Origin of the sequence: Cyanobium sp. Tous-M-B4 (assembly GCF_024345395.1) — a bacterium.
In the GTDB taxonomy this organism is placed as follows: domain Bacteria; phylum Cyanobacteriota; class Cyanobacteriia; order PCC-6307; family Cyanobiaceae; genus Cyanobium_A.
This window is the reverse complement of sequence record NZ_JAGQBA010000002.1, coordinates 524,291-550,616: the sequence shown is the minus strand read 5'-3', so window position 1 is coordinate 550,616 and position 26,326 is coordinate 524,291. Positions and strand designations below refer to the sequence as shown.

The 26,326-nt window shown below is 62.6% G+C and carries 31 protein-coding genes and 1 tRNA gene; 27 read left to right on the top strand and 5 right to left on the bottom strand.

All coding sequences use genetic code 11. The features are described 5' to 3' along the window. The first annotated feature begins 39 nt into the window (after positions 1–39). The 6 genes from KBY73_RS15045 (at position 40) to KBY73_RS06030 (ending at position 6,202) form a co-directional block, all read left to right on the top strand. Positions 40–2,820 (top strand): HD domain-containing phosphohydrolase, encoded by a 2,781-nt coding sequence (locus KBY73_RS15045; protein WP_315858405.1) that lies wholly within the window; start codon positions 40–42, stop codon positions 2,818–2,820. Positions 2,821–2,847: 27 nt separating this feature from the next. After that, positions 2,848–3,702 carry a 4-hydroxy-tetrahydrodipicolinate reductase gene (gene dapB / locus KBY73_RS06050; protein WP_254936164.1) on the top strand — a complete coding sequence of 285 codons (855 nt, stop codon included), beginning with the start codon at positions 2,848–2,850 and terminating at the stop codon, positions 3,700–3,702. Then, positions 3,702–4,349 (top strand): hypothetical protein, encoded by a 648-nt coding sequence (locus tag KBY73_RS06045; RefSeq protein ID WP_254932310.1) that lies wholly within the window; start codon positions 3,702–3,704, stop codon positions 4,347–4,349. Before dapB ends, KBY73_RS06045 begins: the two co-directional genes overlap by 1 nt. Before the next feature lie 82 nt (positions 4,350–4,431). Continuing rightward, positions 4,432–4,689: a high light inducible protein gene (locus tag KBY73_RS06040; protein ID WP_094559328.1), complete on the top strand. Its 258-nt coding sequence runs from the start codon at positions 4,432–4,434 to the stop codon at positions 4,687–4,689. Positions 4,690–4,791: 102 nt separating this feature from the next. Continuing rightward, positions 4,792–5,964, top strand: a complete 1,173-nt coding sequence (locus KBY73_RS06035) for an FAD-dependent monooxygenase (RefSeq protein ID WP_254936163.1) — start codon at positions 4,792–4,794, stop codon at positions 5,962–5,964. Positions 5,965–5,992: 28 nt separating this feature from the next. Continuing rightward, positions 5,993–6,202 carry a DUF2949 domain-containing protein gene (locus KBY73_RS06030; RefSeq protein ID WP_254936162.1) on the top strand — a complete coding sequence of 70 codons (210 nt, stop codon included), beginning with the start codon at positions 5,993–5,995 and terminating at the stop codon, positions 6,200–6,202. Here KBY73_RS06030 and KBY73_RS06025 read toward each other — a convergent pair. Continuing rightward, positions 6,193–6,717 carry an adenine phosphoribosyltransferase gene (locus KBY73_RS06025; protein ID WP_254936161.1) on the bottom strand — a complete coding sequence of 175 codons (525 nt, stop codon included), beginning with the start codon at positions 6,715–6,717 and terminating at the stop codon, positions 6,193–6,195. The two genes, KBY73_RS06030 and KBY73_RS06025, sit on opposite strands and share 10 nt — an antisense overlap. A gap of 41 nt (positions 6,718–6,758) precedes the next feature. Here KBY73_RS06025 and KBY73_RS06020 point away from each other — a divergent pair, with 41 nt between their 5' ends. From KBY73_RS06020 to KBY73_RS05995, 6 genes are all read left to right on the top strand, one after another. Further along, positions 6,759–7,301 (top strand): DUF3038 domain-containing protein, encoded by a 543-nt coding sequence (locus tag KBY73_RS06020; RefSeq protein WP_254936160.1) that lies wholly within the window; start codon positions 6,759–6,761, stop codon positions 7,299–7,301. A gap of 19 nt (positions 7,302–7,320) precedes the next feature. After that, complete coding sequence (locus tag KBY73_RS06015; protein ID WP_254936159.1) at positions 7,321–7,917, top strand: DUF4335 domain-containing protein; 597 nt, start codon at positions 7,321–7,323, stop codon at positions 7,915–7,917. Positions 7,918–7,983: 66 nt separating this feature from the next. After that, on the top strand, positions 7,984–8,232 hold the full coding sequence (locus tag KBY73_RS06010) for a hypothetical protein (RefSeq protein ID WP_254936158.1): 249 nt from the start codon (positions 7,984–7,986) through the stop codon (positions 8,230–8,232). Beyond that, entirely contained in the window at positions 8,229–8,594 is a 366-nt protein-coding gene (locus KBY73_RS06005; RefSeq protein WP_254936157.1) for a hypothetical protein, read from the top strand. The genes KBY73_RS06010 and KBY73_RS06005 overlap by 4 nt, the downstream gene beginning before the upstream one ends. Before the next feature lie 117 nt (positions 8,595–8,711). Beyond that, the gene (gene ppk2, locus KBY73_RS06000; RefSeq protein WP_396096703.1) at positions 8,712–9,515 is read left to right on the top strand and encodes a polyphosphate kinase 2; all 804 of its coding nucleotides are present in this window, start codon (positions 8,712–8,714) and stop codon (positions 9,513–9,515) included. Positions 9,516–9,884: 369 nt separating this feature from the next. Next, positions 9,885–10,178 (top strand): hypothetical protein, encoded by a 294-nt coding sequence (locus tag KBY73_RS05995; RefSeq protein ID WP_254936155.1) that lies wholly within the window; start codon positions 9,885–9,887, stop codon positions 10,176–10,178. A gap of 73 nt (positions 10,179–10,251) precedes the next feature. Here the strand turns inward: KBY73_RS05995 and KBY73_RS05990 are convergent. Then, positions 10,252–10,336, bottom strand: a tRNA-Ser gene (locus KBY73_RS05990). Between the two features lie 136 nt (positions 10,337–10,472). Here KBY73_RS05990 and KBY73_RS05985 point away from each other — a divergent pair. The 4 genes from KBY73_RS05985 to siaD are packed head-to-tail and all read left to right on the top strand — an operon-like array spanning position 10,473 to position 13,496. After that, positions 10,473–11,642 (top strand): SpoIIE family protein phosphatase, encoded by a 1,170-nt coding sequence (locus KBY73_RS05985; protein WP_254936154.1) that lies wholly within the window; start codon positions 10,473–10,475, stop codon positions 11,640–11,642. A gap of 60 nt (positions 11,643–11,702) precedes the next feature. Continuing rightward, complete coding sequence (gene siaB, locus KBY73_RS05980; protein WP_254936153.1) at positions 11,703–12,260, top strand: biofilm regulation protein kinase SiaB; 558 nt, start codon at positions 11,703–11,705, stop codon at positions 12,258–12,260. 6 nt (positions 12,261–12,266) lie between these two features. After that, entirely contained in the window at positions 12,267–12,665 is a 399-nt protein-coding gene (gene siaC / locus KBY73_RS05975; RefSeq protein ID WP_254936152.1) for a biofilm regulation phosphoprotein SiaC, read from the top strand. A gap of 12 nt (positions 12,666–12,677) precedes the next feature. Next, positions 12,678–13,496, top strand: coding sequence for a biofilm regulation diguanylate cyclase SiaD (gene siaD / locus KBY73_RS05970; RefSeq protein ID WP_254936151.1), 819 nt, complete (start codon positions 12,678–12,680; stop codon positions 13,494–13,496). A gap of 20 nt (positions 13,497–13,516) precedes the next feature. Here siaD and nrdJ read toward each other — a convergent pair whose 3' ends face one another. Then, on the bottom strand, positions 13,517–15,910 hold the full coding sequence (gene nrdJ, locus KBY73_RS05965; RefSeq protein WP_396096701.1) for a ribonucleoside-triphosphate reductase, adenosylcobalamin-dependent: 2,394 nt from the start codon (positions 15,908–15,910) through the stop codon (positions 13,517–13,519). A gap of 124 nt (positions 15,911–16,034) precedes the next feature. Between nrdJ and KBY73_RS05960 the strand changes: the two genes are divergently transcribed. The 11 genes from KBY73_RS05960 (at position 16,035) to KBY73_RS05910 (ending at position 24,016) form a co-directional block, all read left to right on the top strand. Continuing rightward, positions 16,035–16,712 carry a class I SAM-dependent methyltransferase gene (locus KBY73_RS05960; protein WP_254936149.1) on the top strand — a complete coding sequence of 226 codons (678 nt, stop codon included), beginning with the start codon at positions 16,035–16,037 and terminating at the stop codon, positions 16,710–16,712. A 21-nt stretch (positions 16,713–16,733) separates the two neighbouring features. After that, positions 16,734–18,374 carry a peptide chain release factor 3 gene (locus KBY73_RS05955; RefSeq protein WP_254936148.1) on the top strand — a complete coding sequence of 547 codons (1,641 nt, stop codon included), beginning with the start codon at positions 16,734–16,736 and terminating at the stop codon, positions 18,372–18,374. A 144-nt stretch (positions 18,375–18,518) separates the two neighbouring features. Continuing rightward, positions 18,519–18,962: a MotA/TolQ/ExbB proton channel family protein gene (locus tag KBY73_RS05950; RefSeq protein ID WP_254936147.1), complete on the top strand. Its 444-nt coding sequence runs from the start codon at positions 18,519–18,521 to the stop codon at positions 18,960–18,962. 53 nt (positions 18,963–19,015) lie between these two features. Then, positions 19,016–19,348: a hypothetical protein gene (locus tag KBY73_RS05945; protein WP_254936146.1), complete on the top strand. Its 333-nt coding sequence runs from the start codon at positions 19,016–19,018 to the stop codon at positions 19,346–19,348. After that, on the top strand, positions 19,345–19,707 hold the full coding sequence (locus KBY73_RS05940) for a biopolymer transporter ExbD (protein ID WP_254936145.1): 363 nt from the start codon (positions 19,345–19,347) through the stop codon (positions 19,705–19,707). The genes KBY73_RS05945 and KBY73_RS05940 overlap by 4 nt, the downstream gene beginning before the upstream one ends. Beyond that, positions 19,667–20,437, top strand: coding sequence for a hypothetical protein (locus KBY73_RS05935; RefSeq protein ID WP_254936144.1), 771 nt, complete (start codon positions 19,667–19,669; stop codon positions 20,435–20,437). The genes KBY73_RS05940 and KBY73_RS05935 overlap by 41 nt, the downstream gene beginning before the upstream one ends. A 77-nt stretch (positions 20,438–20,514) precedes the next feature. Further along, positions 20,515–21,162: a Crp/Fnr family transcriptional regulator gene (locus tag KBY73_RS05930; RefSeq protein WP_106633013.1), complete on the top strand. Its 648-nt coding sequence runs from the start codon at positions 20,515–20,517 to the stop codon at positions 21,160–21,162. Further along, entirely contained in the window at positions 21,159–21,854 is a 696-nt protein-coding gene (locus KBY73_RS05925; RefSeq protein WP_254936143.1) for a winged helix-turn-helix domain-containing protein, read from the top strand. Before KBY73_RS05930 ends, KBY73_RS05925 begins: the two co-directional genes overlap by 4 nt. Positions 21,855–21,897: 43 nt before the next feature. Next, positions 21,898–22,590, top strand: a complete 693-nt coding sequence (locus tag KBY73_RS05920) for a response regulator transcription factor (protein ID WP_254936237.1) — start codon at positions 21,898–21,900, stop codon at positions 22,588–22,590. After that, a complete protein-coding gene (locus KBY73_RS05915) occupies positions 22,571–23,725 on the top strand; it encodes a cell wall metabolism sensor histidine kinase WalK (protein WP_254936142.1) in 1,155 nt (384 codons plus the stop codon). Before KBY73_RS05920 ends, KBY73_RS05915 begins: the two co-directional genes overlap by 20 nt. Before the next feature lie 33 nt (positions 23,726–23,758). Then, complete coding sequence (locus tag KBY73_RS05910; protein ID WP_254936141.1) at positions 23,759–24,016, top strand: hypothetical protein; 258 nt, start codon at positions 23,759–23,761, stop codon at positions 24,014–24,016. A 12-nt stretch (positions 24,017–24,028) separates the two neighbouring features. Here the strand turns inward: KBY73_RS05910 and KBY73_RS05905 are convergent, their stop codons facing one another. Next, complete coding sequence (locus tag KBY73_RS05905) at positions 24,029–25,543, bottom strand: SulP family inorganic anion transporter (protein WP_254936236.1); 1,515 nt, start codon at positions 25,541–25,543, stop codon at positions 24,029–24,031. A 78-nt stretch (positions 25,544–25,621) separates the two neighbouring features. Then, positions 25,622–26,311 (bottom strand): response regulator transcription factor, encoded by a 690-nt coding sequence (locus KBY73_RS05900; protein ID WP_254936140.1) that lies wholly within the window; start codon positions 26,309–26,311, stop codon positions 25,622–25,624. Between the last annotated feature and the right edge of the window lie 15 nt (positions 26,312–26,326).

Genomic DNA, 26,326 nt, shown 5'->3' with positions numbered 1-26,326 from the left:
CCTTGATGCGAGGTCCTGGTGACCTGCTACGAACGGTCCATGCCAAAGCTCCTACCTCGGCTGAGCCTCACCACCACGCTGGTGGCCCTTTTTCTGCCCTTGGTTTGCGCTACAGGCTTGCTAGTGAGTGCCCTGGGGGTGCGCCGCACGGAGGAGGTGCTCTCCAGCGCCAGCGAACAGACGCTCCAGGCAATGGTGGGGGAGCTTCGAGCCGAGATCAGACGGGCCATCGACCCGTCTAAGGCCGTGCTCGAACTAGAGCGAATCGAAGATCTAGCCGACGACCTCAACTTCGAGCAACGGCTGGACCTGCTGCCCAGCTTTGCCGAGGCCCTAGCCAATACCCCCGCCTATGCCGCCTACATGGTGGCGGACAGGGGTGGGCGTCTATTTCTGGTGGCTCGGGCTAAGGAGCCCAAAGGGGGGCTGGTGGTGCAGGGCATCGATCCGGGCAAGCGACTGGGGCGCCGGATCGTGTTTGACGCAACTCTGCGGCAGCTGAGCTCCGAGCCCTTCTCCCCGCCACCGGGCTTCGACCTCAAGGAACGCCCCTGGGTGCGTCTTGCCCTGGCCAGCAAGGGACCCGTACTGGCCCCGCTGCACCGCTTTGTCTTCGGGGGGCAGGTCGGTGTCACCTTGTCCCTGGCAACGGCTGACGGTGGCGCCGTAGGGACTGCCTTACCGCTTAGCAACCTGGGCGAGTTGTTGAGCACATACCGCATCACTCCAGGCACCCAGCTGGCGATCGTTACCCCTCAGGGCTTGGTGGTGGCCACCCCAGCCATGGAGGGCATGGGCAATTTCCACCAAGAAGCCGCGGGGGGGACTGCGGATATACCAAGCCTGGCCCAGCTGGGCATGCCGGCCCTGGCTGCCCTAGCTCCCCAGCTGAAGCAGGAGCTGCGCAAACCAACGCCCATGGACCGTCCCCCCGGATTCAGCCACTTCGATGCCGCTGGACAGGGCTGGCGTGGTGCGGTGGTTGCCCTGCCCTCGCCACTCAAGGGCGGCAACACATTTTTATTGATGGCTATGCCCGAAAGGGAGCTGCTTGCCGATGCGCGGCGCTTGGCTAAGGAGGGAGGGGTGGCGACACTGGTGGTGCTGCTGCTCAGCGTGCCGGTGGTGGTGCTGCTGGCGCGCCGCCTCTCGACCAGCCTGCGGCGCCTGGCTCGCCAGGCCCAGGCGATCCGAGCCTTCCAGCTCGAAGGCGAGCCGGCTGGCCGCTCCCGCATCGTCGAGGTGGATGAGCTGGCCCTCACCTTCGATGCCATGCGTGGCACGATCCGGCGCTTCCTTGATATTTCCGCCCTGTTGGCGGCAGAAGATGACGTAGATCGGCTGCTGGAAAGGCTTCTAGAGGAATCGCTGCAGGCCAGCGATGCCCGCGGCGCCAGCTTGGTAATGCCTCCTGATCGGCGCCTTGAGCGCGGCGAGCTGGTTGGCGCCACGGCGGCGGGAGCTGGGGAGCGGTTGTGCCTGCCCCTGCTCAGCAGGCGCGGCGAGCCCTTGGGCGAGCTGGTGCTGCACTTTGAGACCCCCCCAGAACCAGCCCGGGTGGCCTTCTGCCAGGCCCTCTCTGGCAATGCGGCGGTTGCCCTGGAGACCCGCGGCCTGATCGCCGCCCAGAAGGCCCTGTTTGAGGCTTTTATTCAGCTGCTCGCTGATGCGATTGACGCCAAAAGCCCCTACACCGGCGGCCACTGCGCCCGGGTGCCTGAGCTAGCCCAACTGCTGGCCGCCGCTGCTTGTGAGGCCCGCAGCGGCCCCTACGCCAGCTTTCAGCTCTCGGAGGCCGACTGGGAGGCCCTGCACCTGGCCTCCTGGCTGCACGACTGCGGCAAGGTAACCACTCCCGAATACGTGGTCGATAAGGCCACCAAGCTGGAAACCATCTACGACCGCATCCACGAGGTGCGGATGCGCTTTGAGCTGCTTAAAAGCGCCGCTGAAACCGACGCCTGGCGAGCCATCGCTGCTGGTGGTGATCGGCAGGCCCTTCAGGCCGAGCTGGAGCGCATCTGGGCCGAGCTCGATGCCGAATTTGCCTTTGTGGCTGAATGCAACCTGGGCGGCGAATTCATGGCTCAAGAGCGGATCGACCGTCTCCAAGCCATCGCCCGCCGCCAGTGGCGCCGCACCCTCGACGACCGCGCTGGCGTTGGCGCGGAGGAGTTGCGCCGCCGCCAGCGGGAGTCCCAGCAGCCCCTGCCGGTGGGCGAGCCCCTGCTGGCTGACCGGCTCCACCACCGCATCGAGCGCCTGCCCCAGCAGCAGCTGCCGGCGGATAACCCCTGGGGCATCACCATGGCCGAGCCCGAGTTGCTCTACAACCGCGGCGAGCTGCACAACCTGGAGATCAGTCGCGGCACCCTCAGTGGCGAGGAGCGCTACAAGATCAACGAGCACATCATCCAGACGATTCGGATGCTGGCCTCCCTGCCCTTTCCCGCCCACCTGGCGGCGGTGCCAGAGATCGCTGGCGGCCACCACGAAACCACCGACGGCCGGGGCTACCCCCGCGGACTCACCTCTGATCAGATGAGTCCCCTGGCCCGGATGATGGCGATCGCCGATGTGTTTGAAGCCCTCACCGCAGCCGACCGGCCCTACAAGAGCGGCAAACCCTTGTCTGTGGCCCTGGAGATCCTGGTTACCATGGCCGGCGAGCGCCACCTCGATAGGGAGCTGCTGGAGCTGTTTCTTGAAGCTGGCGTTTGGCGCAGCTATGCAGAGCGCTTCCTGGCAGCCGAGCAGGGTGATGCGGTGGATCTCGAAGCCCTGCTCGCTCGGCTGCGCGCCCCTGCGCGCGCCGCATAGGCTCGCTGCCAGCGCTTTAAGAACACCATGGCTCCTGCACCCGATCCGGCCTCTGGGGCACCCATCCCCGTGGTGGTGGCCGGTGCCCTGGGCCGCATGGGCGCCGAGGTGGTGCGGGCCGTGCTTGCGGCCCCCGATTGCACCATGGTGGCCGCCATCGACACCACCCCTGATAAAGAGGGGGCTGATCTGGGCTTGGAGCTCGGCCTAGGCGAATTGGAGCTGGCGATCACCAGCGACTTCGAGGGGGCCCTATGCCAAGCCAGCCAGGCGGCACGGCAGGGTGGGGCTGCGGTGCTGGTGGATTTCACCCACCCCTCGGTTGTCTACGAGCACACCCGCGCCGCGATCGCCTACGGCGTGCACCCAGTGATCGGTACCACGGGCCTCTCACCCGGGCAGCTGGCTGATCTGGCCGCCTTTGCCGAGAAGGCGGGTGTGGGCGGTGCCGTGATCCCCAATTTTTCAGTTGGCATGGTGCTGCTGCAGCAGGCCGCCGCCGCCGCCGCCCGCTTCTACGACTTCGCTGAGCTCACCGAATTGCACCACAACCGCAAGGCCGATGCCCCCAGCGGCACCTGCATCAAAACCGCCGAGCTGATCGAGGAGCTCGGTAAATCCTTCAACCCCCAGCAGGTGGAGGAGCACGAAACCCTGGCGGGCTGCCGCGGCGGCCAGCGCGACAGCGGCCTGCGCCTGCACTCGATTCGCTTGCCAGGGCTGGTGGCCCACCAAGAGGTGATGTTTGGTGCTCCCGGCGAGACCTACACCCTGCGCCACGACACGATCGAGCGCTCCGCCTACATGCCCGGCGTGCTGCTCACCGTGCGCAAGGTACGCCAGCTGGCTGGCCTTGTGTATGGCCTGGAGCGGCTGATCTGATGCTGCTTCCCCTGCGTCCCGGCGAGCTGCTGCGCCTGATCCCAGCGGTGGCCACCGGCCCCCAGTTCAACGCCTGCACCGGCAATCCCCGCAAGGTGCTGCAACGGGTGCTGATCTCGGTGATCGGCGCAGTGATTGCCCTATTAATCAGCCAAACCCTGCTGTTCTCCAGCCAGTTCGGCCCGGTTTTCCTGGTGGTGGGCTTTGTGTTTGCCCTTTACCTGCTCTGGGGACCGATCCTCGAGGCGGGCCAGAAAAATTCCACCCTGCGCCGCTATCCGGCTGCAGCCCTGTTTGAAGGCCAGATCGCCGATCTCTACACCCGCGAAATCGTGGAGGAGCGCCGCGAACAGGCCAACAACGACGGCCGCCTGGAGCTGGTGGAAAACCGCCGCACCTGGCTCACCCTCGAGCTCGAAGACGAAGAGGGCTACCTCGGCAAGGTGCGCTTCCCCTTTGAAAAAAAGCACCAGCAGATTCGTGCCGGCATGGTTGTGCGGGTTTTGGTGCTGAGCGAGCGCAAGGACTTTTCTCAGATTGGAGCGATCAGCGACGCCTGGCTGCCCCAGCTCAAGCTTTGGGTAGGTGAATACCCCTTCTTGCTGCGACCGGCCTTTGAGGAGCTCTGCCTGAAGCGGTTCCGCTGATCCAGGCGCAGCATTTCCCCGGGGCCGCAGTTACAAGCTGCAATATTGCGTTACACTTCTTGCAAGCACACGTCAGGCATCCATGACTCAGACCACCCCTTCGATCGAAGCCGCCACCATCCGCGGCGCCACCGTTACCACTGAAGACGGCGGCCGCCTCAATGCATTCGCCACCGAGCCCCGGATGGAAGTTGTGTCAACCGAAAGCGGCTGGGGCTTCCACGAGCGCGCGGAGAAGCTTAATGGCCGTATGGCCATGCTCGGCTTCATCGCCCTGCTTGCCACTGAATTCGCCCTGGGTGGTGAGTCCTTCACCCGCGGCCTGCTCGGCATCGGCTGATCTGCCTGCTCTCGCCCAGGCCTGAGCTTTGCTACACCAATTGCCGCAGCTTTACAGCTGCGGCTTTTTTGTGCCCGATCCCCGGGCTGATCCGCCATCGCCATGGTCGAGTCCAAACCGGTTCTGAGGGCCCTGGTGAATGGGGCGGGCCCCACCGGTGCCCTAACGGCCCTTGCCCTGGCGGACGCTGGCTGGCAGGTGCAGATCAGCGATCCCCTGCCCGCTGCCGTGCTGCTCGAGCGCAGCCGCGCCTACGCCTTCACCCATTCCAGCCAGCGCCTGCTGGAGCAGCTGGGGCTGTGGCCAGCTGTGCGGGCGGTGTTGGTGCCCTTCCGCTCCCTGCAGCTACTTGATCTGGCCACCCAGCGCCAGGTGCCTTTCTGCTTGGCGGACCTGGGCTCGCAGCGGGCGGCGGCCCCGGCGGCGGCCGTGGGCTGGGTGGGACAGCACCGGCCGCTGATGACCCTGCTGCTGGAGCGCCTAAGCGCCCATCCCGCCATCACTTTGGAGTTGGGCACGCCGCCGCCGCTAACTGCAGGTGATCGGCCGCCGCACGACCTGATCGTGGCGGCCGACGGGCCCCACTCCCCCAGCCGCGAGGCCCTCGGCATGGGCGTGTTGCAGTGGACCTATCGACAAAACTGCCTCACCGCCCTGGTGCGACTCCGCGGCAGTGCCGACGACCAGGCCTGGGAGCTGCTGCGGCCCGAGGGGCCCTTTGCGGTGTTGCCCCTGGGTGATGGCGTCTTCCAGCTGGTTTGGAGTGCCCCAGCCCAGCGCTGCCGCCAGCTTGAAAGCCTCGGCGATTCAGCCTTCCTTGATGCCCTGGCCGGTGCCCTGCCAGACCAGCTGCAGCCCGATGCCCTGCTCGACGATCCGCGCGCCTTCCCGGTGGCCCTGCTGCTGGCCCGGAGCCTGCACCGCCGCCATACGGTGCTGGTGGGGGAGAGCGGTCACCGCTGCCATCCAGTGGGCGGCCAGGGGCTAAACCTCTGCTGGCGCGATGTGGCCACCCTGCATCGCCTGGCCCGGCGGGCGGCGACCGGGCGGCTGGCCGTGCACCGCTTACCGGCGGCCTATGCAAGGCGACGTTGGCCGGATTTGCTGCTCACCCTGCTGGCCACCGATCTGCTGGTGCGGTTTTTCTCGAATCGCTCGCCCCTGCTGCTGCCCCTGCGCCACCTGACCCTGCTGCTACTGACCAAGCTTGCTCCCCTGCGCAAACTCAGCCTGTCGGCCATGACCGATGGCCCTTGCCAGCTGCTTAGGCGCTGATCAGCATGGGCTATCCGGGACCGCCACCATGGTGATCAGCACAAGTTCCCAGCCGCCACCTTCAGCGGCGCTGCTGCGTCTGCTGCGCCATCAATTTGGCCTAAGTGAGAGCGCCCTAGCCCTGGGATTGCGCCAGGCGCAGCAGGAGCAGGCCCCCCTGCCGGTGGTGCTGTGGCGCTTCGGGCTGATCAGCCTGGAGCAGTTCGATGCCCTGCTCAGCTGGCAGGCTCAGGAATAGATGATTAGCGACTCCACGGGCTGATCATCGGGCAGCTTGCGGCGCCCTTCAAGAGCCGCCAGTTCGGCCACGAAGCCGAAGCCGCACAGTTCACCACCAGCTGCAGCAACCAGCTCGGCGCAGGCCGCGGCGGTGCCGCCGGTGGCCAGCAGATCATCAATGATCAGCACTTTTGAACCATCGGCCAGGGCATCGCTATGGATTTCCAGCCGGTCGCTGCCGTATTCGAGGGCGTAGTCCACGCCCGTAACTTCCCCAGGCAGCTTGCCGGGCTTGCGCACTGGCACAAAACCCAATCGCACGGCGGTGGCAAGGGCGGTGCCCACGATGAAGCCCCGCGACTCAATGCCCACGATCAGGTCGGGCTGCAGCCGCTCGCAAACTGCGCTCAGCTGACGGATCACTTCCTGCCAGCCATCCGGGTCACGCATCAGCGGCGTGAGGTCGCGAAACAGGATGCCGGGCTTGGGAAAATCAGGCACATCGCGCACGAATTCCCGCAGGTCTGGGGCCATGAACGTGACGGTTGGGTGCACTTGCTGGCATCATCGCAGCCATGCCCCTTGATTCATTCGCTCCTGAATCGGCCGCCCGGCTTCCCCGCCGCGGCCTTGAACGCCTCGACCTGCTGTTGCTCAGCGCCGAGGCCCTCGACCTCAACGGCGGTGAGGCAATGGTGTGGATGAGCGAGCAGATGGGCTTCACCACTCTCTTCCCCAACCGGGTGGAACTGTGGAAACGCCGCTGCACCAACCCCCTGCGCCGCACCACTCGCCGCGAGGGTCTGGAGCCAGCTGAAACCGACGCCCTAATCCGCATACTTTGCGCCTTGGCAGATCGCCTCTATCCCCTGGTGCGCGGCCTGCTCTCCAGCGCCGAGCCGCCGGAAGTGCTCAGCGAGCGTTGGAACCTATTCCGCAGCCGCCTGGCCGATCTAGTGCGCCAGCGCATGAACCTCCGCCGTGGTGGCGTGCAACTTTTGCTCGATCCCGAGTCAGGTGCCCGCCAGTCGCGGCTGCTGATCCAGGCCCTGGCCCTGGGTGCCGGGGTGGGCGGTTTTGAGCGGCTGCGCGCCAGCCTGCTGGATGCCCAGCCATGATCCAGCTCCTGAGCCTGCAATGAAGCAAGTACTTCAGTTCGACCAACTCAGCTGCCGCCTCAAGGTGGAGGGTCTGCCGGATGTATCGGTCGGCCAGAGCGGCCAGAACCTCGGCATCATCACGGGCTGGAGTTTGGCCTGGGCCGGTCGCCCCGAGCTTGAGGGCCGCAAGGAGCACCTGCTAGCCCTGATGCAGGTGGTTCTGCCCTACGCCCGCTACCTGATCAGTGGTGTGCCGCGTCGCTTTGGCGCCGAGCCCGAGCCAGTGGAGATAAGTCCGGGGCCCGAGGGCGGCCATGGCCTGCTGCTGCGCAGTAGCCAGCCGGATACGCCCCCATTGCAGCTCAATCTCGACGATGCCGAGCTGGCCGATCTAGTGCGGGTGCTGGATCAATTGCGCCTCGATTCGCGCCTGCAGTTGCCATTGGAGCTGCCTGAGCCCATGCCCCTAAAGGCACGCGAGCTGCTGGAGCGCCGCCCCCTTACCCAGCGCCTTGCGGGGCCGCTGGCAGGGCTGCTAGCTGTGGCCGTGGCCTCTGGGCTAGGGCTGCTGCTTCCAGAACCCAAGCCCGGGCCCGAGCCAGTCCAGCGTCCAGCTGCCGCCCAGCCTAAATAGCCGCTATTGACGTATCCGGCTAGCTGGTCACACTTGGGTATCGCTGATCGAGTTTGAATTGAGTCCATGGCGGCGCTGACCTGGTCGGAACTGAGGATTCGGGTGGCTCGGCTTGGGGCCTCCCTTGATGTGGTTGTACGCAGTGATCCGGAGGTTTGCGGGCTCAGCGGCGACGACTTCCGCCTCTCCCTCCATCACGGCGGCCAGGGGGATTGCACCGTGGCAGATCTCTCCTTGATCGACTGCCCCAACGAGTTGGTGCTGATGGAATTCGAGCGCTGGATGCGCGGTGCTGGTTACGTCCTCGAGGTATGACCTCCCCCCGTCGCCGCGCCCTGCAATTGCCCGCCACAGGCGCGTCGACACGACGAGTATTTCGCCGCCGCCGCCGCCCGGCCCGCTGGCGTCAGGCCGGTATCGCCCTGCTGCTCGGCGCTGCTGGCGCCGGGCTAATGCTGGCCTTGCTGCAGTTGCCGGAGCGCTTCGACACCTTCTTGGTGCTGAGCACAGCTCTAGCCAACCTGATCGGCGGGGTGCAGCAGGCGCTTTGGGGACTGGTGCAACTGCTGGCGGTGGTGCTGCTGGTGCTGGCGGCCATTGCGGCCCTGGGATTGGTGGTTGCGGGGATCATCCGCCTAGTGCGAGCTCTATGGCCCCAACCCAGCCGCCGCAACTAGTTCTGGAGACCCTCAGCGATGGGAAAACACAAGAAAACGGATAAAACCAGCAACTCGAGCCAGCCCCAGCAACCACACTTTGGGCCCCTGAGCGATCGCTACTACCCATCGCCGTTAATGGAAGATCTGGCCAGCAACGGGGGCCGGCTAGATCGCAAGGTGTACGAGAAAGAGCTCACCCGGCTGCAGGTGGAGCTGGTAAAAATGCAGTACTGGCTGAAGGCCTCTGGCTTTCGGCTGATCGTGCTGTTCGAGGGCAGGGATGCGGCCGGTAAGGGCGGCACGATTAAACGAATCACCGAACCGCTCAACCCCCGCGGCTGCAGGGTGGTGGCCTTAGGCACCCCCTCTGATCAACAGAAAACCCAGTGGTATTTCCAGCGCTACGTCGAACACTTCCCTTCCGCGGGGGAGATCGTCGTATTTGATCGCAGCTGGTACAACCGGGCTGGGGTGGAATCGGTAATGGGCTTCTGCACTCCAGCCCAAACGGAGGAGTTTCTGCAGAGCTGCCCGGAATTTGAACGGATGGTGGTGCGCTCTGGAATCGTGCTACTCAAGTACTGGTTTTCAGTGAGCGATGCGGAGCAGGAAAGCCGTTTCCAGGCCCGTATCGACGATCCCACCCGCCGCTGGAAGCTCAGTCCGATGGATCTGGAGGCCCGCAACAAGTGGGAAAGCTTTTCAGCCGCTAAAGATCTGATGTTTGCCCACACCAACATCCCCGAAGCGCCCTGGTTCACAGTGGAGGCAGACGACAAACGCCGCGCCCGCCTCAATTGCATCCACCACCTGCTCAGCAAGATCCCCTACGAAGACATGACACCGCCAGCGATCAAGCTGCCGCCCCGCAAGCCCCCCAAGGGCACGGCTCGTCCGCCCCGCAATGAGCAGTTCTTCGTGCCCAACCAATACCCCTAGCCGTGTAGGCGCGCAAACCAGAGGCCAGCCAGCTGGTAGGAGCTCCACAGGAACGCCAATAGAAACAACCAATTCAGCCAGGGGGGACGTTGGGGACTCTCTGGGGCCATTAACAGCCGGGCTGGGTTGGAAGCACCCAGATTCGCACCAAAGGTATTTGTAAGCCATAAAAAAGCAGGGATTGCTCCCTGCCTGATCACCACTCCCTTCGTGGCGCTCAGGACCAGCCTAGAAAAGATGGGAGCAAGGGGGCCAAACCCATATCTTTTGAACCGCATCACGCAACGTGACGGTCTTTGCCGGCGAATTGGCCTGGGGCGGCAGCCTCCGTAATATGCCGCATCTTCACTGATCCCACCTGGCCTGGAGATGGGCAACCCAATCAGTCGTGAACTGTTTTTGGCAAGGGCCCGATCCCGTTTTGGCGATCAATACGACTACGCAGCCATCCTCTACAAGAGCTACAAGACCCCCATCAAGATTCGCTGCAATAGCCATCCAGTCAAAGAGATTTCCATCACCCCCGAGAAGCACCTCCAAACCACCGGCGGCTGCAAATACTGCCTAAGGGAGAAGCGCATAATCAATCTCGAAAGGGAGCTCAACCGCGCCTGCGCAGAGCCCGCCGCAGCAATGCGCCCCTTCAGCCACCTTCAGGACTGATGCCAGATCAAGACTGATGCCAGACCAGCCCGGCAAGCACTTGCGGGGCTGGGTTCTGCTGATGTCATTGGAACGGAGAGGGCGGGATTCGAACCCGCGGAAGCTTTCACTTCGCTGGTTTTCAAGACCAGAGCCATCAACCACTCGACCACCTCTCCAGAGGGTTGGTGCGGCAATGCCGCCACCTCTTCCATAATCCCACGAGGGGGGCCGTCTGAGAATTTTCTGAGAGGGCGCAGTTTTCCGGGCCATCCCTGACTAAGATGAAACTTAAAATGGGTGCTAAGAGGCTGGATGACGGTAGAGGCAGCTAAGCGGAAAAAGCGTGTCCTGTCGATTCAGCAGATATTTTTGCTCCTCGCTATTCTCAATGGCATTGTGCTGGCCTATTTGATCTATTCAGCTTCGACGCTGCTGAACGATCCCAGCTCCAGCCAGATGCAGTCACAAACCACCATCTTTCTGGCAATCTTATTGGCAATAGGGGTCACAATTTCCTATCGCATATTGTCGCTGCGCGTAGTTGAACCCCTGCGCCGCTTGGTTCGTCAAGCCTATTCCATATCATCCGACGATTCCAACGAACTGCTGACCGTAAGGGGTAGTGACGAGATCGGTCGCCTCACGGAAGCCTTTAACTCCGTCTTAGTTCGCCAGCGCCATGCCTATGACATGGTCGATTCAGCCCATCAGCGCCTTAAGGATGTAACAAAACAGGTGGATGATTCGATTCAATATGCAGCACTGCTGCAGAAGTCGATTCTGCCAAATCGTCAGCTAAAAGAACGCTTCGGCAAGGATCACTTCATCCTGTGGCAGCCCCGCGACACCGTTGGCGGCGATTACTACGTGTTCCACGAGGAAGGTGGGCGTTGCTTGGCGGGCGTAGCCGACTGCGCAGGCCACGGAGTATCCGGAGCCATGATGACCATGCTCGCTCGAGCCGGCATCGATCGGTCGATACAGATGCATGGCATTGCCTCTCCAGCCGAGGTGCTGCAAGCCACCAATGAAGGCATGCACAGCATTCTCAGCGAAGCCCAAGTCTCTCGTGCCATTGCCACCACAATGGATGTAGGCCTAGTCATGATTGATGCACACGCCCAACTGCTGCGCTTTGCAGGAGCCAAGATCTGGCTTTACTGGAGCGATGGCAACACAGTTGAATACGTCAAAGGGGACAATCGCAGTCTCTGGGACCGCCGCACCGGCGCATATCACGATCACGACGTTCCGCTTCTTCCTGGCTTCACCTATTACCTCACAACAGATGGATATTTAGATCAGGCTGGAGGGGAGCATGGATTTGGACTGGGCAGCGATCGATTTTCCCAGTGGCTGCTTGAGCATGCAACCAAGTCCCTTGACGACCAACACCAGGCTCTTACTAGGGCATTGCAGGAATTCCAAGGGGATCACCCCCAACGCGATGACATCACCATGTTGTCCTTCCGATTTAACTAACGTGACCCTGTTCCAGCCCGATCAGGCTCTGGTGTTAACATTGCAATAAGCATTAAGCCCATGGACAGCGCCCTTACAACCAGCCGGAGCCTTTCCTCTCTTAGGGATTTCTTCACGCATGAGCGTATTTTGATCTGCTTTAACGGCCCCACTTCAAGAAGTTTGATTGGCGAAATTGGGGTGGCGCTGAAGGAGCACATCGAGACAACAAGAGATTGCATGTCTTCAGCAATGGATGTTTTTAGCGTTTATATCAAGATGAGCCAGAATATTCGTCACTATACATCCAATCGCTCCTACAGTGACCTAGAGGCCACTGCTACGGTTGTAATTGCAGAGACTGGAGTTGATAAATATGTAGTTTCGGCAGGAAATATGGTTGATACTGCTGATGGCCAGCATCTATTGGATCGGGTCGAGGCCTTGGGGAGGCTTGATAAGGTAGAGCTCAAGTCGCTCTACAAAGAGCAACTGCGCAAGCCCCGTGAAGAAGGTGTGGTAACTGGTGCGGGCCTCGGCCTGATTGATATTGCACGCAAGTCATCTGAGCCATTGCAGGCCAGCTTGGATGAGCTCGGTGGTGGCAAAGCCTTCTTCACGCTACGCGCAACAATCTGAACGGCCATGACAAACACTGAATTCCAGAAAAACCTGAGCCTGGCCCCAACCCAGTCCACGCCTGCAGTCACGGCTGAATGGGACACCGGAGTGCTGGTGATGACTGGCGAGTCCTATCCGGAAAACACCTATGAAATTTTCGACAATATCATTGGCTGGGTTGAAGATTTTTTGCATTCTGGGTCCCAACCACTAAAAATCGAGCTAAGACTGAATTACTTAAATACAAGTAGCATTAGGGCGATGATAGACATATTCGATCGGCTACAAAATGCCGCCGATCAAGGCAAGCAAATTGCAGTATGCTGGTTTTACGATAGTCGCAATCCCCGTTCCGCAGAGCTGGGCGAGGAATTCAAAGAAGACTATACTTTCGATTTTTCAATTGAGGCCGTTGTGGTCTAAGGACCCTCTAGCATGACTCCTTATTCTGGCGACTCCAAACCCTCTGATGAGCTCGACGATCGAGTAGCAGAATTATTGGCAAACGAGGCTTACCTGGGCCATCCCTTGCGGGAAGCTTTAGCCGAAATGATGGAGAGGATGGGGCAGCAAGTTTCCAGGTTAGAGCGTATTACCCAGATTTCGGATCGCTATCAAAGCGGTGTCCAAGAACGGGTGCGCAACCTCTCACGCCGCTACGACCGTCAGATCCGCACACTTGAGCGTGCAATCAGCATTTCAGATCGCTACCAGTCGATGCTGAACGACCTCAATAAGGCCCTAAGGGAAGCTTCCACCCATGATTTACTTACCTCTATCCCAAATCGCCGCCTGATGTCAGAGCGATGCCGAATTGAGGATGAGCGACTAGCCAGGGAAGAAGGCACCTACTCCCTGCTCACCATGGACGTGGATCGCTTTAAGCTTTTCAATGATGTTTACGGCCATGATGTAGGCGATCAGGTGCTAATCGAGCTCGCCAATTCCTTTACCCATAGCCTTAGAGAATACGACTCTTGTGGCCGCTGGGGCGGCGAAGAATTTCTCGCCCTGCTCGTTAATGCTGATCTAGCGACAGCATCCGATATTGCTGATCGCATGCTGGCCAATACACGCGCCCTGCGTATCCGGGTGGGCGAAGATATGCTGCAAGCTACGATAAGCATCGGAGTAGCAGAGCGTGCCCCTGGCGAGGTCTACACAGACACCTATAAAAGGGCAGATGCCGCTTTGCTTATCTCTAAACAAACAGGTAGGGACCGGTATATCATTGCCGATCCCCCCTCCTCTTAGCATTCGCGCCTGCGAAGGCCTTAGTTGTTGCCCGGTTTAGCTAAAGGCAGTAGGCACTTATCTGAATCGCAGCCTGCTGGACCTGCCTCCACCAGCTCACCACGGTCGTAGCGCTGTAATGCTTCGAAGAAGCAAGTGGTGCTGCGACGGGATGCCACCTCAGCGTTTAGACGCAGGTAGGTGGCGTGGTCGATTGGTTCAAACGGCAGGCGCGGGAAGGTGGCATTGGCATCAAAACGGGCCAATAGGGCAGCAGAGATGTAGCCCTCACCTTGATCGATTGCCTGATAAATTGCATCTGCTAGTGGTTCAATTTCGTTTTCGCGGAACTCGACCGTGGCTGAGGTGTTGTGGGCTGTGTAGTGCTTCTGCACCTGCATGTAGAAGTCAAATTGAGCCAAAGCTGAGAAGTTGTTGATCTCAACTGCGTCGGCACCTGGGATATTGGCCCAGCTCACTTCGGTGGGAATTTCCACCAGCCACTCGGTGCAGCGGGGATCAAACGCATCATCCAGCAGGCGGCCCTGTTCGTCCTTATCGCTTTGCGAGGGCACGATTGTGTAGCCGTAATCCATGCAGGCAAGGGCCACCGGATCGTTCTTGCGGAAGGTGATGCGGCGGATGAAGCGCTGGGCTTTGGGGGGGTGCCAGCCAGGTGATGCTCCGGTGAGCAGGCTCTTGGTGCCGGCGGGCTGCACGGTGGTGCAGCGGTTGGGGCGGCGCAGGCCGTGGCGATCGCAGTAGTCCCAAACCGCCGTATTGACGATCTGCTTCCAGCGGCCCAGGAATTCGGCCTCCTTTGCCTTGAAGGCCAGGCCTTCGGCCGTGTTGGGCCGTCCCGCTTCCCACCAGGTGAGCCAGGGCGTGCCAAAGGCGTGCACAAAAAAGTCAAATAGGCCGGTGAAACTCACGCCCACGATCGGATCCCAGGCGCGGCTCTGGCGGTAGCGCTCCACCTCGAAGCGATGGTTGAGCAGGCAGGCCACGGCCAGGCCGGCAGCACGGAAGGCCTCCTCCTGGGACACCAGATCGGCGGGGTCGATCTGGTTGAGGTGGATTTCAGCCAGGTTGCAGTGGAAGTCGGCGCCGAGGATCTCGCCGCAGGGGTTGAGGCCGTAGCGGCCCAAGCGGTGCTCCAGTTCGGCGGCGCTGATCTCGGGGTGGTGGGTGGTGAGCCAGCGGCCAGCTTGCTCGCGGCCTTGGTCGCAATAGATGCCGATGAACTCTGTGCGCAGCTCTGGGGTGGTCAGCAGGTCGGCGTTGGAGCGGGCGATGGCTTCAGGAGCGAACTGGATCGCGCCCTCACCGCTCTGGAACTGCTTAACAACCGCCTCCAGCACCGTGGCCCGGTCGGGCCGGTTGTGGAAGACCCGGGTGTGGTTGGCCATGCGCAGCGAATCCCTTTCCGGATCGATGCTCCAGTTGCCCTCGCTGTCCTGCTGCCAGAGGTTCTCCTTCGCTCCGGCGGCGGAGTTGTCGTCGGCGCAGAACTGGCGCATGCCGGCGCTGCGGCGGATGTTGCCGGCCACGATCGTGACAGCAGCCTCATCGATCAGCAGGCAGCACTCCACCGAGGTGAGCTGGCGGCCTTGGGCCTTATTGAGAATCTGGGCCACGCGGCCGTAAAGGTCCTTGAGTTTCACCGGGTTGGCCATGCCACCGAAGCCCTTGAGGGTTTCGCCCACGGGCCGCACGTCGGAGAGATCGACGCTGATCTCGATCGGGCTGGCGGGGTCAAAGCGCTCGTCGCTGCAGAGATTGAGCAGCAGCTGGTAGCTGTCCACCCAGCCGCGGCGGGTGTCACCCACCTTGATGGCAACCCGGTTGGCCTCGATGCTGTGGCTGGTGTGCTCTTGGCGTTGGCCAGCCGGGGTGGCACCGATATCGGTCACAGCGGCGATGCTGAGCCGGTTGCGCACCGCCGGCAAGCGCCCAATCAGATGGGGCTCGATGATGGCGCCGGTGCCGCAGCCCATCATCGCCAGGTCCATCATCAGACCGAAGGCTTCCCAGTCCACCAGGTTGGTGGAGGTGCAGTTGTAGGCGCCAGAGAAGTTTTGCTGTTGCTCGATCCATTCGGTGCCGCCGATCCACAGCCAGCGCCCTGAAGGAAGTGCTTTCTGCTGCTGCTGCATGCGGCGCATCAACTCCACCTCCGCATCGCTGAGGTTGCCCAGCTTGCTCAGACCGCCGAGGTTGCGCTCAGCTACTTGGTGCCAGCTTTCCCTGCCGGTCTCGGTCTTGCGGCTGTAGGTCCGGTAGAAGACCGGGTTGGCAGCAGGGGCGGTGGCCGGGAAATCGAGGGCCTCGCCCGCCGGACTGCCGCTGGCGGCGGCAAAAGCCTTTTCAGCCGCCGCAGCTTCGGCGTTCTGACTGGCGGCTGTAGGGGGCGTGGCTGAGAGCGTCACAGGCAGTACGGCCCGAAGGTGAGCCGAACCATAACGCCACCGGTGGGGTGTGCAACATCTGGTAGACACCAGCGACAGTGCGCTGCCCAGCAAGGCTGCGCCACAGTGGATCAGGAAATCTTGAATTTCGATGCAGCGCATTCCGGAGCCGGAGCTGATGGACAAGGCAGGCCAGGTGCTGGCCTATGCCCAGGCCGATTTCGCCACCTCCGATGCGGCGATGGTGGAGAGGCTGGCCCAGCTCTGCGGTGATGACCCCGGCACGGCCTTGGTGGATCTGGGCTGCGGCCCGGGCAACATCAGCTTGCTTCTGGCCGCTCGCTGGCCTGCTGCAAAGGTTTTAGGGATCGACGGGGCGCCGCGGATGCTGGCGGTGGCGCGCGAGCGCCTGGCCGGAGCGTCGCCGGATCTGGCGGCTCGGCTGCGCTTTAAGCAGGCGCTGCTGCCCCTTGCTATCGCAGGCGAACTCGAAGCCCACTTCTCAGCGGTGGTGTGCAACAGCCTGTTGCACCACCTGCATGATCCGGCGGTGCTCTGGCAGACGGTGACCCAGCTCGGCTCCCCAGGGGCGTTTGTTTATGTCCAAGACCTGCGGCGCCCCGATAACGCCGAGGCGGTGGAGGCGCTGGTGGTTTCCGAGATGGAAGGAGCGCCCGAGGTGCTGCGGCGCGACTACCGCGCTTCCCTGCATGCGGCCTTCACCCCAGAGGAGGTGCAGCAGCAGCTGGAGCAGGCCGGGCTGGCCGCCCAGCTCCAGGTGGCGCCGCGGCAGGAGCGCTACTTGGAGGTATGGGGCCGGCTCAACTAAGCGGCCTGGCAGGCTGAGCTGATGATCAGCAGCACAAGCAGCACTCCCGAACTGCAGGCCCTGGCCGAGGCCGTGGCCCGGCGGCGCAACTTCGCGATCATTTCCCACCCAGACGCGGGCAAAACGACCCTCACCGAGAAACTGCTGCTCTACGGGGGCGCGATCCAGCAGGCCGGCGCCGTGAAGGCCAAGGGGGAGCAGCGCAAGGTGACCTCTGACTGGATGGAGCTCGAGAAGCAGCGCGGCATCTCGATCACTTCAACGGTGCTGCAGTTCGACTACAGCGGCAGCACGATCAACCTGCTGGATACCCCTGGCCACCAGGACTTCTCAGAAGACACCTATCGCACCCTGGCCGCCGCCGATAACGCGGTGATGCTGGAAGACGCGGCCAAGGGCCTGGAGCCCCAGACACGCAAATTGTTTGAGGTGTGCCGCATGCGGCGCATCCCGATTTTCACCTTCATCAACAAGATGGACCGGCCTGGGCGCGAGCCCCTGGAGCTGCTCGATGAGATCGAGCAGGAGCTGGGCCTGGCCTGCTGGCCGGTGAACTGGCCGATCGGCAGCGGCGACCGCTTTCGCGGCGTGATCGATCGCCGCAGCCACGACGTGATCCTGTTTCAGCGCGCCGAGCGCGGCCGCCAGAGCGAGGAAAAGCTGCTCACGGTGCAGGAGGCCCGCGATATGGGGGCCGTGGAGCCGGAGCTCCTGGCTCAGGCCCTTGAGGAACTGGAGTTGCTGGAGGGGGCTGGCGCCGACCTCGACCTAGAGCTGGTGCACGCCGGTGAGCTCTCGCCCGTTTTCTTTGGTTCGGCGATGACCAACTTCGGCGTGCGGCCGTTTCTTGATGCCTTTTTGGAGCTCGCCCAGAAGCCGGTGGGCCGCGCCAGCAATGCCGGTGAGATCGACCCGATCGGCCCAGGTTTCAGCGGCTTTGTGTTCAAGCTGCAGGCCAACATGGATCCGCGCCACCGCGACCGGGTGGCCTTTGTGCGGGTGTGCAGCGGCAAGTTTGAAAAGGACATGACGGTGCAGCACGCCCGCACCGGCAAGGCCATTCGCCTATCGCGCCCCCAGAAGCTGTTCGGTCAGGACCGGGAAGTGGTGGAGGACGCCTACCCCGGCGATGTGATCGGCCTCAACAACCCCGGCATGTTCGCCATTGGCGACACCCTTTATCTCGGCCAGAAGGTGGAATACGAGGGGATTCCTTGCTTCTCGCCGGAGATCTTTGCCTGGTTGCGCAACCCCAACCCATCGGCGTTCAAGAGTTTCCGCAAGGGCGTCAATGAGCTGCGCGAGGAGGGGGCGGTGCAAATCCTCTACGACACAGATGAAAGCAAGCGCGATCCGATTCTGGCGGCAGTTGGCCAGCTGCAACTGGAGGTGGTGCAATACCGGCTTGAGCACGAATACGGCGTGCAGACGCGGCTTGAACCGCTCGGTTTTGCGGTAGCTCGCTGGGTGGCGGGCGGCTGGCCAGCCCTGGAGCAGGTGGGGCGGATCTTTAATTGCAAGACGGTGCGAGATGCCTGGAATCGGCCGGTGCTGCTGTTCAAGAACAGCTGGAACCTGGGTCAGCTGGCGGAGGAGCACCCGGAACTGGAGCTGAGCGCCGTGGCGCCGGTGGTGAGCGGAGTGGAGCCGATCAATCTTTAAGTCGATCAATCTTTAAACCGATCAATCTGTAAGCAGATCAACTTTTAAGCCGTGCAGGCGCCCGACCCGGGCCCCATGTCAAGCAGGGGCGATACCGGCGGTGGCCCCAAGCGCTCCATATCCTCGCCCCAGTTGGCAAGAGCCATGGCTTCCTTCCTGTCCCTGTGGAAGGCCTGCGGACCCGTAGCTGTGCCCCTGCTGGTTTTATCGGTGGCGGTATTCACCGTGGGATTTGATCGGGGTGCATTTTGGTGGCGCTGGTTTGCCCGTGGTCGCCGTTCCTGGCGGCAGCGCCATCAGTTGCTTGACGACTGCGACCACCAGATGGCTTGGGGTGAGCCCTTGCTGCAGGCAGCAGTGGTGCTGGCTCCGCTGCTGGGCCTGATCGGCACGACGGCTGGCCTAATGGCGGTGCTGAAGCAACTAGGCAGCCAGCTGCTGCTGCCGCCCGGCGCTCCCTTAGCGGGCTACGGCGACGTGCTGCTTCCCACGCTGCTTGGTCTGCAGATCACTTTTGTGGCGATGGCGTTGCTGTTGCTCAACCAGGGGCTGCGCCGCTGGCAGTTGCGTCATTGCGCCAACCCCTGATGCAGCAGCCAAGCGCCGCACATCCAGGGCCCTTAACCGCCTTGGTGCCCCTGGTGGCAACCACCATCACCGTGTTGCTGGCGGTTGCTGCCCTGCCCAGCCTGGTGCAGCAAGCCAAGCTGCGACTGCACCCCGAACCCGCCGTTGGCGGCGGCGATGTGTTGGTTGTGGCCCGCGCCGCATCCGGCCGCTGGATTCTCAACGGTGCCCCCCAAGCCGATGAGAGCCTGCTTCGCCAACTGCAGGCCCGCCCGTCCGCGGTGGTGGCTGTGCGTTTCCAGCCCTCTGCTGGCTTGGCCAGCGCTGAGGTTGCCGCCTCTCTCGATTGGTTGCAGCACCACTCCCGCTTGCCGGTGCTGGTGGAGTGGCCGGGAGGAAAGCGGTGAAGCGAGCCTGGCTGCTGCAACCCTTCTCCCATGCGCTGCTGGCAACAGCACTATGCGCCTTTTCCCTAGGCCTGCTGCTGCTGCCCCAGGTGAGGCTGCAGCGCCCGCTGGCCCAGGGGGTAATCAGCTTGCACCTCGCTGCCGATGGTGGCCTGAGGCTCTGGAACCAGCCCATTGCCGCCGCCGAGCTGCGGCGCTTGCTTGCCGCTCCGGCCCTGCGCAGCAGGGCGAATCGCCTGCGGATCGTGCCCGATCCCGACACCCCCTGGGGCGACGTGCGCCGCCTGCTCAGCCAGCTCGATTCCTTGCCGCTGCACCTTGAAATCCAACTTCCTGCACCTACACCCAAAGCTGGCTGAGCCGATGGTGCGGCGCTGGGCACCTGCTCTGCTGGCCGCCCTTATTTGCCAGTTGCTGCTGCTGATGGCCCTGCCCCAGCCTGGCAGCGATGGCCGCCGCGCTCGCCGGGCCGTACTGGCAGAGGACACGGCCACCCTGCTGCGCTGGAGCCGCACGGCGCCAGGCTTAGCCGCGACTAGCTCCCTGGCCACGATTCCGCTGCAAGGTCTGGCAGGCCTGCCGCCGCCGCCACCCTCCAGCCTGCCCGCGGGTGCTTTCGCCGGCGACTCCCAAAGCGAGCAGAGCCGCCGCCAGCCCGTTGCCACAGCTAGCGGGCCGCCTGTTACAAGCAACTCCGCAGGCCTGCCGCGGAAGCCCAGTGAGGCATTTCGCCTGGCGAGGCAAGTGGCCATGGGTGGGCGGCCCAGGGAGGCTGGCGCCGCCTTGGTGGCCCTGCAGCGGCGCCAGTGGTGGCTGCTTCCCGGCCAGGAGCGTGCCCTTCTAGCCCTTTGGGACCGAGGCAAGGAGCAGGAGTTGCCAGCGAGCCTGGGCACCTTGCCCGAAGACATCAGCCTCCGCCTCAGCAGCTCTAGCGCTGCCGCGCCCCTGGCCCTCGCTGAGCTGCATGGCCGCTCCCTAATAGATGGGGATCAGCTTTGGCTCTTCTGGCAGCAGGGCGAGAGCCTCTGGCTGTTGCGGGGCTCGCTTCTGGGGGCGCCACCACCACTCCCAGCCCTAACCGGGTCTTAAACCCGGGACTACCGAGCCTTTGCTTGGCGGCGCAGCTGGCTCCATAGCGTTGTGCCAGCTAACTGGCTTGCTCCTCGATGGTGTTCACGCCCTCTCTTCAGCCGGGTCGCAGCGATAGCTTCCGCGATCTGCTTGAAACCAGTTACGAGAAGCGCAGCCTGGTGCACCTTGCGGCGGGCAGCCAGGTGCCCCTGCTCAAGCGCAGCGTTTGGCTGGTGGTGCGGGGCATGGTGAAACTCACGGCGATTTCGATCCATGGTGATGAGTTGCTGCTCGGGTTAGCCGGCCCTAACGAGCCCTTCGGCGATCCCCTCACCAATGTTGAGGCCTATGCGGCCAACACGTTGGTAGATAGCGACCTGCTCTGCGTCAGCTGCGAAGAAATTCAGCGCTCGCCCAATCTGGCTATGGGCCTGCTGCAGGGCATGGCCTCTCGCTACCGCCAAAGTGAAGCCCTGCTGGCCCTGCTCGGCCTGCGCCGCATCGAAGATCGGGTGCGCGGATTCCTTGAGTTGCTCGCCAACGACTACGGCCAGCCCTGTGAACAGGGCCTGCGGCTTCAGGTGAAGCTCACCCACCAGGAGCTGGCCAGCACCCTCAGCACCACCCGGGTCACCGTGACCCGGATTCTCGGGGCCCTGCGCGATGAGGGCTGGCTCCACATCGACAGCCAGCGCCGGCTGGTGGTGAGCCATCTCCCCCAGCAGCGCAACCAGCATCGATGAAGCAGCCGTCCATACGGCTGTTGCTGGTTTACTCCGACTGCACCGCAGCCGCCTGCCTGCGTCAAAAGCTTGGCGATGAGGGCTACGAAGTAACCGTTTGCCCTGATGCTGAGCAGGCGAGCGCCAAGCTGGGGCCAAGCTTCAACTGGGATCTGCTTGTGCTGGATGGCAGCCTGGGCGAAGCTGCCCGGCAGCTGTGCCGCCAGGTGCGCTCGGCCCGCAAGCCGATTCCGGTGCTGCTGCTCTGCCCTGGAGTCTCCGAGACCGACCGGGTAAGGGGCCTGGAGGACGGCGCCGATGACGTGCTGCCAAGTCCCTTTGGACTGGCGGAATGCCTGGCCCGCTGCCGGGCCCTGGTGCGCCGCCATCAACTTGGCTCAGAAAGCTCGCTTGCCCTCCGCTGCGGCCCGGTTTCGATGCTTGTGGAGGAACACCGGGTGTGCCGCGATGGTGCCGAAGTGAGCCTGTCGCCACGGGAATTTCGACTGCTTCACTTCTTTTTGAAGCATCCACGCCGGATCTGGAGTCGCGATGAGCTGCTGGCTCGGGTTTGGGGAGAAAGCGAGGCCGTGGAGCTCGATCCCAAGACCGTGGATGTGCATATCCGCTGGCTGCGCCTCAAGTTGGAAGAGAATCCCGCCCAACCCAGCTTGATCACCACGGTTCGCGGCCATGGTTACCGCTGTGGTTGAAGCAACGTTCTGGGGGGTGGAGCTGGCCGGCGAGAATGGCGACATGCAGCCTTCCTTGCTCGTAGTCGAAGACGACGAAACGATTCGCGAAACCATTCGCGAAGCCCTGGAGCTGGAGGGATTCAGCGTCCAGGCCTGTGGCAATGGCCGCGACGCCCTGCAAATGCTGCAGCGGGCGCCCGATGGCCAACCATTTTCCCTGGTAGTGCTGGATTTGATGCTGCCGGGGCTGGGCGGGCTGGATGTCTGCCGGCAGCTACGTCAACACAGCAACCAAACGCCGATCCTGGTGGTGAGTGCCCGCGACACCGAAACGGACCGGGTGCTGGGGCTGGAGGTGGGTGCCGACGACTACCTGGTGAAACCCTTTGGCATGCGTGAGCTGGTGGCTAGGTGCCGGGCCCTGCTACGGCGCTCGTCTAGCCAGACCAGCCGGGCCAAGGTGCTGGAGCACGCCAACCTCTGCATCTACCAGGACGAGTGCCGGGTAACGCGGGACGGGGTGGAGGTAAACCTATCGCCGAAGGAATATCGATTGCTGGAGTTGTTTATGCAAAATCCGCGGCGGGTCTGGAGCCGCGATCAGCTGCTGGAGCAACTTTGGGGTATCGACTACATCGGCGACAGCAAAACCGTTGATGTGCACATCCGCTGGTTGCGGGAGAAGTTGGAGGAGAGTCCATCAGCCCCGGTGCATCTGATCACGGTGCGCGGCTTTGGTTATCGCTTTGGTTAATGCCCTTGAGCTGCTGCTTGCTTTGAGCCTGGGGTTAGGGCTAGGCCTGCTAGGCAGCTTGGTAGTGACCTCCTGGCGGCGCCGGGCTGGCCTGAACCGCCCCCTGCCTCCAGCCCGGCAGCTGCTGAGCTGGATGGATTCCGCAGCCATCGGCTGGATCCTGCTGGATCGCCAGGGCCTGATCGGCCATATCAACCCACGGGCGGAGCGGATCTTGCAGCTTGATGCCGGCCGCCTGTTGCTCAGCCAGCCCTTCGGTGATGTTTGCCCAGATCCAGACCTAGCCAGCAGCATCCGTATCGCCCGCCGCCAGGATCGCCCCCAGCGACTGGAATTGCACTCTGGCGGCCATGACCTAGACGCCATGGTGGTGCCGGGACGAGATGGCTGGTTGGTGGTGCAACTGCAGAGCCGCCGCTCCCTTGATGCCCAGCTGGAGCAGCAGGAGCGCTGGGTTAGTGATGTGGCCCATGAATTGAAAACCCCTCTCACTGCCCTGCTGCTGGTGGGTGACAGCCTCGCTGCTCAGGTGAATAGCCAGAATGCGCGGCTGGTGGAGCGGTTGCAGCGGGAATTGCTGCGGCTGCAGGAGTTGGTGGGCGACCTACTGGAGCTCTCCCGCCTGGAAAACACCCTGCCCGGTACGGGCTCACGGGCCATGGTGGTGGATCTGCCCCAGCTGGTGGAGCAGGTATGGGCCAGCGTGCGGCCGCTGGCAGATCAACGCCAGATAGCTCTTGAGCTAGTTGCACCAGGACAGTTGCAGCTGAGCGGCGACAATTCCCGCCTGCACCGGGCCCTGCTAAACCTTTTTGATAACGCCCTGCGCTACAGCCCCGATGGTGGAGTGGTGCGGGTCAGCCTTGATCGCCGCGGTGAGTGGTGCCAGCTGAGCGTGGCTGATCAGGGCCCCGGGCTTAGCGAAGAAGACCTAGCCCATCTGTTTGAGCGCTTTTACCGAGGTGATCCATCTCGGGCCCGGAGTAGACGAATCGGCAGTGGCCTGGGCTTATCGATCGTGCAGCAGATCGCCGTTACCCACGGCGGCCGGATCCAGGCCAGCAACCAGGCTGAAGGAGGCGCCGTGCTTGAGATGATCCTGCCGGGCGTAGTCGACACCGCCAGCCCTGGCTAGCTTGATCAGGTATTAGGCCAAGGGCATTAGGCCATGCATTTTTGGGCTCCCGAGATTGATCCATCCCATCCGATGGACTGCACCCAGGCTGAGCGATATGCCCTGAAGCGGCTTAGCGATGGCACATTTCTGGCAATTGCCGGCGAGGATCAGCGCCTGGTGGACGTGGTCCACACCTCAGAAGCTTTCCTTTTTCACACCCACGAAGCTGCCCTGCGAGCCGCCACTGAGCTGAATCGCGGCGGCCGCGGGCCGTTGGATGTGGTGAAGATTGAATGGGAGCCTGCCTGAGCGACTTTCGGATTAGGCAACTTGGATCGGGGTGCCCCCTCGCCCGCCCGCCTCAGGGGCGATACCAATGCGGGCAAATAGGTTGGTGCTCTCAGGATTGAGATCAAGCACCTCCACTGAGCTGCCCTTTAGCTTCATTTTGCGGATCACCTGATCAAGGGCTGTTACACCGCTCTGGTCCCAGATGTGAGCTTCTGCCATATCGATGCTGATGCGGGCTGGATGGTCGTGAAGATCGAAGCCTTGACGGAAATAGATCGTGCTCACGAAGAACAACTGACCGCGCACCCTGTAAAGCCGATGATCTGGGGCCAAAAGCTCGCTGCTTACCTCAATCACCTTGGCCACCTTGCGGCTAAATAAGATGCCGGCCAGGGCGACGCCCGCCAGCAGACCAACCGCCAGGTTGTGGGTGAGCACGGTGACAGCGACCGTGAGCAGCATCACGGCGGAATCGCTTTTGGGGATGCGGCGAATGGCGCGGATCGAGTCCCAATTGGCGGTATTGATGGCGATCATCACCATCACCCCCACCAGGGTGGCCATCGGGATCTGATTCACCCAATTGCTGGCCAGCAAAATCATCGCTAGCAGGCTCACGCCTGAGGTCAAGGTCGAAAGGCGGCTGCGGCCGCCATAGCCCACGTTCATCACCGACTGGCCCACTAGGGCGCAACCGGCCATGCCCCCAAAAAGGGAGCTAACAATGTTGCCGATGCCCTGACCGCGGGCTTCAACGTTTTTAGAGCTAGTGCTATCGGTGAGGTCATCCAGGATGTCCTGGGTGAGGAAGGTTTCCATCAGGCCCACCAAGGAGATCGCCAGGGAGGTGGGCAGGATCAGCCCCAGGGTGCTGAGGTTAAAGGGCACCTGGGGCAGGCCAAACAGAGGCAACCCGCTGGGCAGGATGCCCAGGGTTGCCACCGTGGGCACATCCAGCCCTAGGCGAATCGAAAGGCCTGTGCTGATAAGGATTGCCACCAGCGCTGAGGGCACAACGGTGCTGAGCCGGGGCAATAGGTAGATGATCACCAGGGTGAGGGCGAGCAGGCCGTACACCGCCGGCAGCTGGGCGGCGCTGATCGCTTGCTTGTCTGGGTGGAAAAAATCCAACCCCAGCTGGGGCAACTGGGCCAGGAAGATCAGGATTGCCAGGGCGTTAACAAAGCCGGCCATCACGGGCTGGGGCACGAAGCGCATCTGGTGGGCCAGGCGCAGGTAGCCCCAGGCGATCTGCAGGATGCCGGTGAGGATCCCGGCGGCGAGCAGATATTGCAGGCCCAGGCCAGGGCCTAGCCCGTCACCCTGCTGCACCAAGCCCGTCATCAACAGCGCGGTGGAGCCGGTGGCGGAGGTGATCATGGCGGTGCGACCACCCACCACTGCCAGGGTGACAGCCAGGATGAAGGCTCCAAAAAGGCCAACGCGTGGATCAACACCGGCGATGCCGGAGAAAGCAATGGCTTCTGGAATCATGGCGAAGGCCACAACAAGACCAGCCAGGACATCGCGGTGGGGCCTGAACATGGGGAGGGATCTCAAGGGTTGGTCAAATGACTCAATAAATCGGCGCTGGCAGGGTCAACGGGCTGGGTTTGGGGCCAGCTACTTCATCATGAAGCCCACACCACGCACAGTCTGGATCAAAGGATCAAGATCGGGCCGCTCTAGCTTCTTGCGCAGGTAGCGGATGTAGACATCGAGCAGGTTGTCATCGCCAACCCAGGAGTCACCCCAGACGGCCAAAAGGATGTCCTGACGGGAGAGCACCTGCTCGCGGTGCTGGAGCAGATGGAGCAGCAGGTCGTATTCCTTGACGGTGAGCTTGATCGGGTTGCCGGCGCGAGATACCTGGCGGCTGTCGGTATTGACCGTGAGGTCGCGATAGTGCAACTCGGTGCCATCTACATGGTTGAGCCCCATGCGGCTGCGGCGTATTAAGGCACGCAGCCGTGCGATGAGCTCCTCGATTGCAAAGGGCCGAGATAACACATCATCAGCTCCGGCCTCAAGGGCAGCTACGCGGGAGCTGTAGTGATCAAGAGATAGGAGCAACAGCAGGGGAATGGCATTAGCTGCGGCGCGCAGTTGGCGGGTTAAGACGAGCGCAGCGCTATCAGGCAGGGCATCGCTGATCAAAAGCATCTGCGGCGCGGCGACCTCGAGCTGCTGCTGGGCAGCATCGGTGCTGGCTACCGCGCTGATTGCAAAGCCATGGACCTGAAGGTGCTTGGTGAGTAGATCAGAGGAGCGGGTATCCGGATCAACCAGCAGCAGACGGGCAGTGGGGGGCACAGACAACCGTTGGGA

What these genes read in the sequence shown, in the direction of transcription:
- KBY73_RS05920 (WP_254936237.1), top strand. Translation starts at nt 21,898, where the DNA reads ATGCAGCCTTCCTTGCTCGTAGTCGAAGACGACGAAACGATTCGCGAA.
- siaD (WP_254936151.1), top strand. Translation starts at nt 12,678, where the DNA reads ATGACTCCTTATTCTGGCGACTCCAAACCCTCTGATGAGCTCGACGAT.
- KBY73_RS06010 (WP_254936158.1), top strand. Translation starts at nt 7,984, where the DNA reads ATGGCGGCGCTGACCTGGTCGGAACTGAGGATTCGGGTGGCTCGGCTT.
- KBY73_RS06015 (WP_254936159.1), top strand. Translation starts at nt 7,321, where the DNA reads ATGAAGCAAGTACTTCAGTTCGACCAACTCAGCTGCCGCCTCAAGGTG.
- siaC (WP_254936152.1), top strand. Translation starts at nt 12,267, where the DNA reads ATGACAAACACTGAATTCCAGAAAAACCTGAGCCTGGCCCCAACCCAG.
- KBY73_RS05985 (WP_254936154.1), top strand. Translation starts at nt 10,473, where the DNA reads ATGACGGTAGAGGCAGCTAAGCGGAAAAAGCGTGTCCTGTCGATTCAG.
- ppk2 (WP_396096703.1), top strand. Translation starts at nt 8,712, where the DNA reads ATGGAAGATCTGGCCAGCAACGGGGGCCGGCTAGATCGCAAGGTGTAC.
- KBY73_RS06030 (WP_254936162.1), top strand. Translation starts at nt 5,993, where the DNA reads ATGGTGATCAGCACAAGTTCCCAGCCGCCACCTTCAGCGGCGCTGCTG.
- KBY73_RS06035 (WP_254936163.1), top strand. Translation starts at nt 4,792, where the DNA reads ATGGTCGAGTCCAAACCGGTTCTGAGGGCCCTGGTGAATGGGGCGGGC.
- KBY73_RS15045 (WP_315858405.1), top strand. Translation starts at nt 40, where the DNA reads ATGCCAAAGCTCCTACCTCGGCTGAGCCTCACCACCACGCTGGTGGCC.
- siaB (WP_254936153.1), top strand. Translation starts at nt 11,703, where the DNA reads ATGGACAGCGCCCTTACAACCAGCCGGAGCCTTTCCTCTCTTAGGGAT.
- KBY73_RS06005 (WP_254936157.1), top strand. Translation starts at nt 8,229, where the DNA reads ATGACCTCCCCCCGTCGCCGCGCCCTGCAATTGCCCGCCACAGGCGCG.
- KBY73_RS05995 (WP_254936155.1), top strand. Translation starts at nt 9,885, where the DNA reads ATGGGCAACCCAATCAGTCGTGAACTGTTTTTGGCAAGGGCCCGATCC.
- KBY73_RS06045 (WP_254932310.1), top strand. Translation starts at nt 3,702, where the DNA reads ATGCTGCTTCCCCTGCGTCCCGGCGAGCTGCTGCGCCTGATCCCAGCG.
- KBY73_RS05950 (WP_254936147.1), top strand. Translation starts at nt 18,519, where the DNA reads ATGGCTTCCTTCCTGTCCCTGTGGAAGGCCTGCGGACCCGTAGCTGTG.
- KBY73_RS05930 (WP_106633013.1), top strand. Translation starts at nt 20,515, where the DNA reads ATGGTGTTCACGCCCTCTCTTCAGCCGGGTCGCAGCGATAGCTTCCGC.
- KBY73_RS05910 (WP_254936141.1), top strand. Translation starts at nt 23,759, where the DNA reads ATGCATTTTTGGGCTCCCGAGATTGATCCATCCCATCCGATGGACTGC.
- KBY73_RS06040 (WP_094559328.1), top strand. Translation starts at nt 4,432, where the DNA reads ATGACTCAGACCACCCCTTCGATCGAAGCCGCCACCATCCGCGGCGCC.
- KBY73_RS06025 (WP_254936161.1), bottom strand. Translation starts at nt 6,717, where the DNA reads ATGGCCCCAGACCTGCGGGAATTCGTGCGCGATGTGCCTGATTTTCCC.
- KBY73_RS05905 (WP_254936236.1), bottom strand. Translation starts at nt 25,543, where the DNA reads ATGTTCAGGCCCCACCGCGATGTCCTGGCTGGTCTTGTTGTGGCCTTC.
- KBY73_RS06020 (WP_254936160.1), top strand. Translation starts at nt 6,759, where the DNA reads ATGCCCCTTGATTCATTCGCTCCTGAATCGGCCGCCCGGCTTCCCCGC.
- KBY73_RS05955 (WP_254936148.1), top strand. Translation starts at nt 16,734, where the DNA reads ATGATCAGCAGCACAAGCAGCACTCCCGAACTGCAGGCCCTGGCCGAG.
- dapB (WP_254936164.1), top strand. Translation starts at nt 2,848, where the DNA reads ATGGCTCCTGCACCCGATCCGGCCTCTGGGGCACCCATCCCCGTGGTG.
- KBY73_RS05925 (WP_254936143.1), top strand. Translation starts at nt 21,159, where the DNA reads ATGAAGCAGCCGTCCATACGGCTGTTGCTGGTTTACTCCGACTGCACC.
- KBY73_RS05960 (WP_254936149.1), top strand. Translation starts at nt 16,035, where the DNA reads ATGCAGCGCATTCCGGAGCCGGAGCTGATGGACAAGGCAGGCCAGGTG.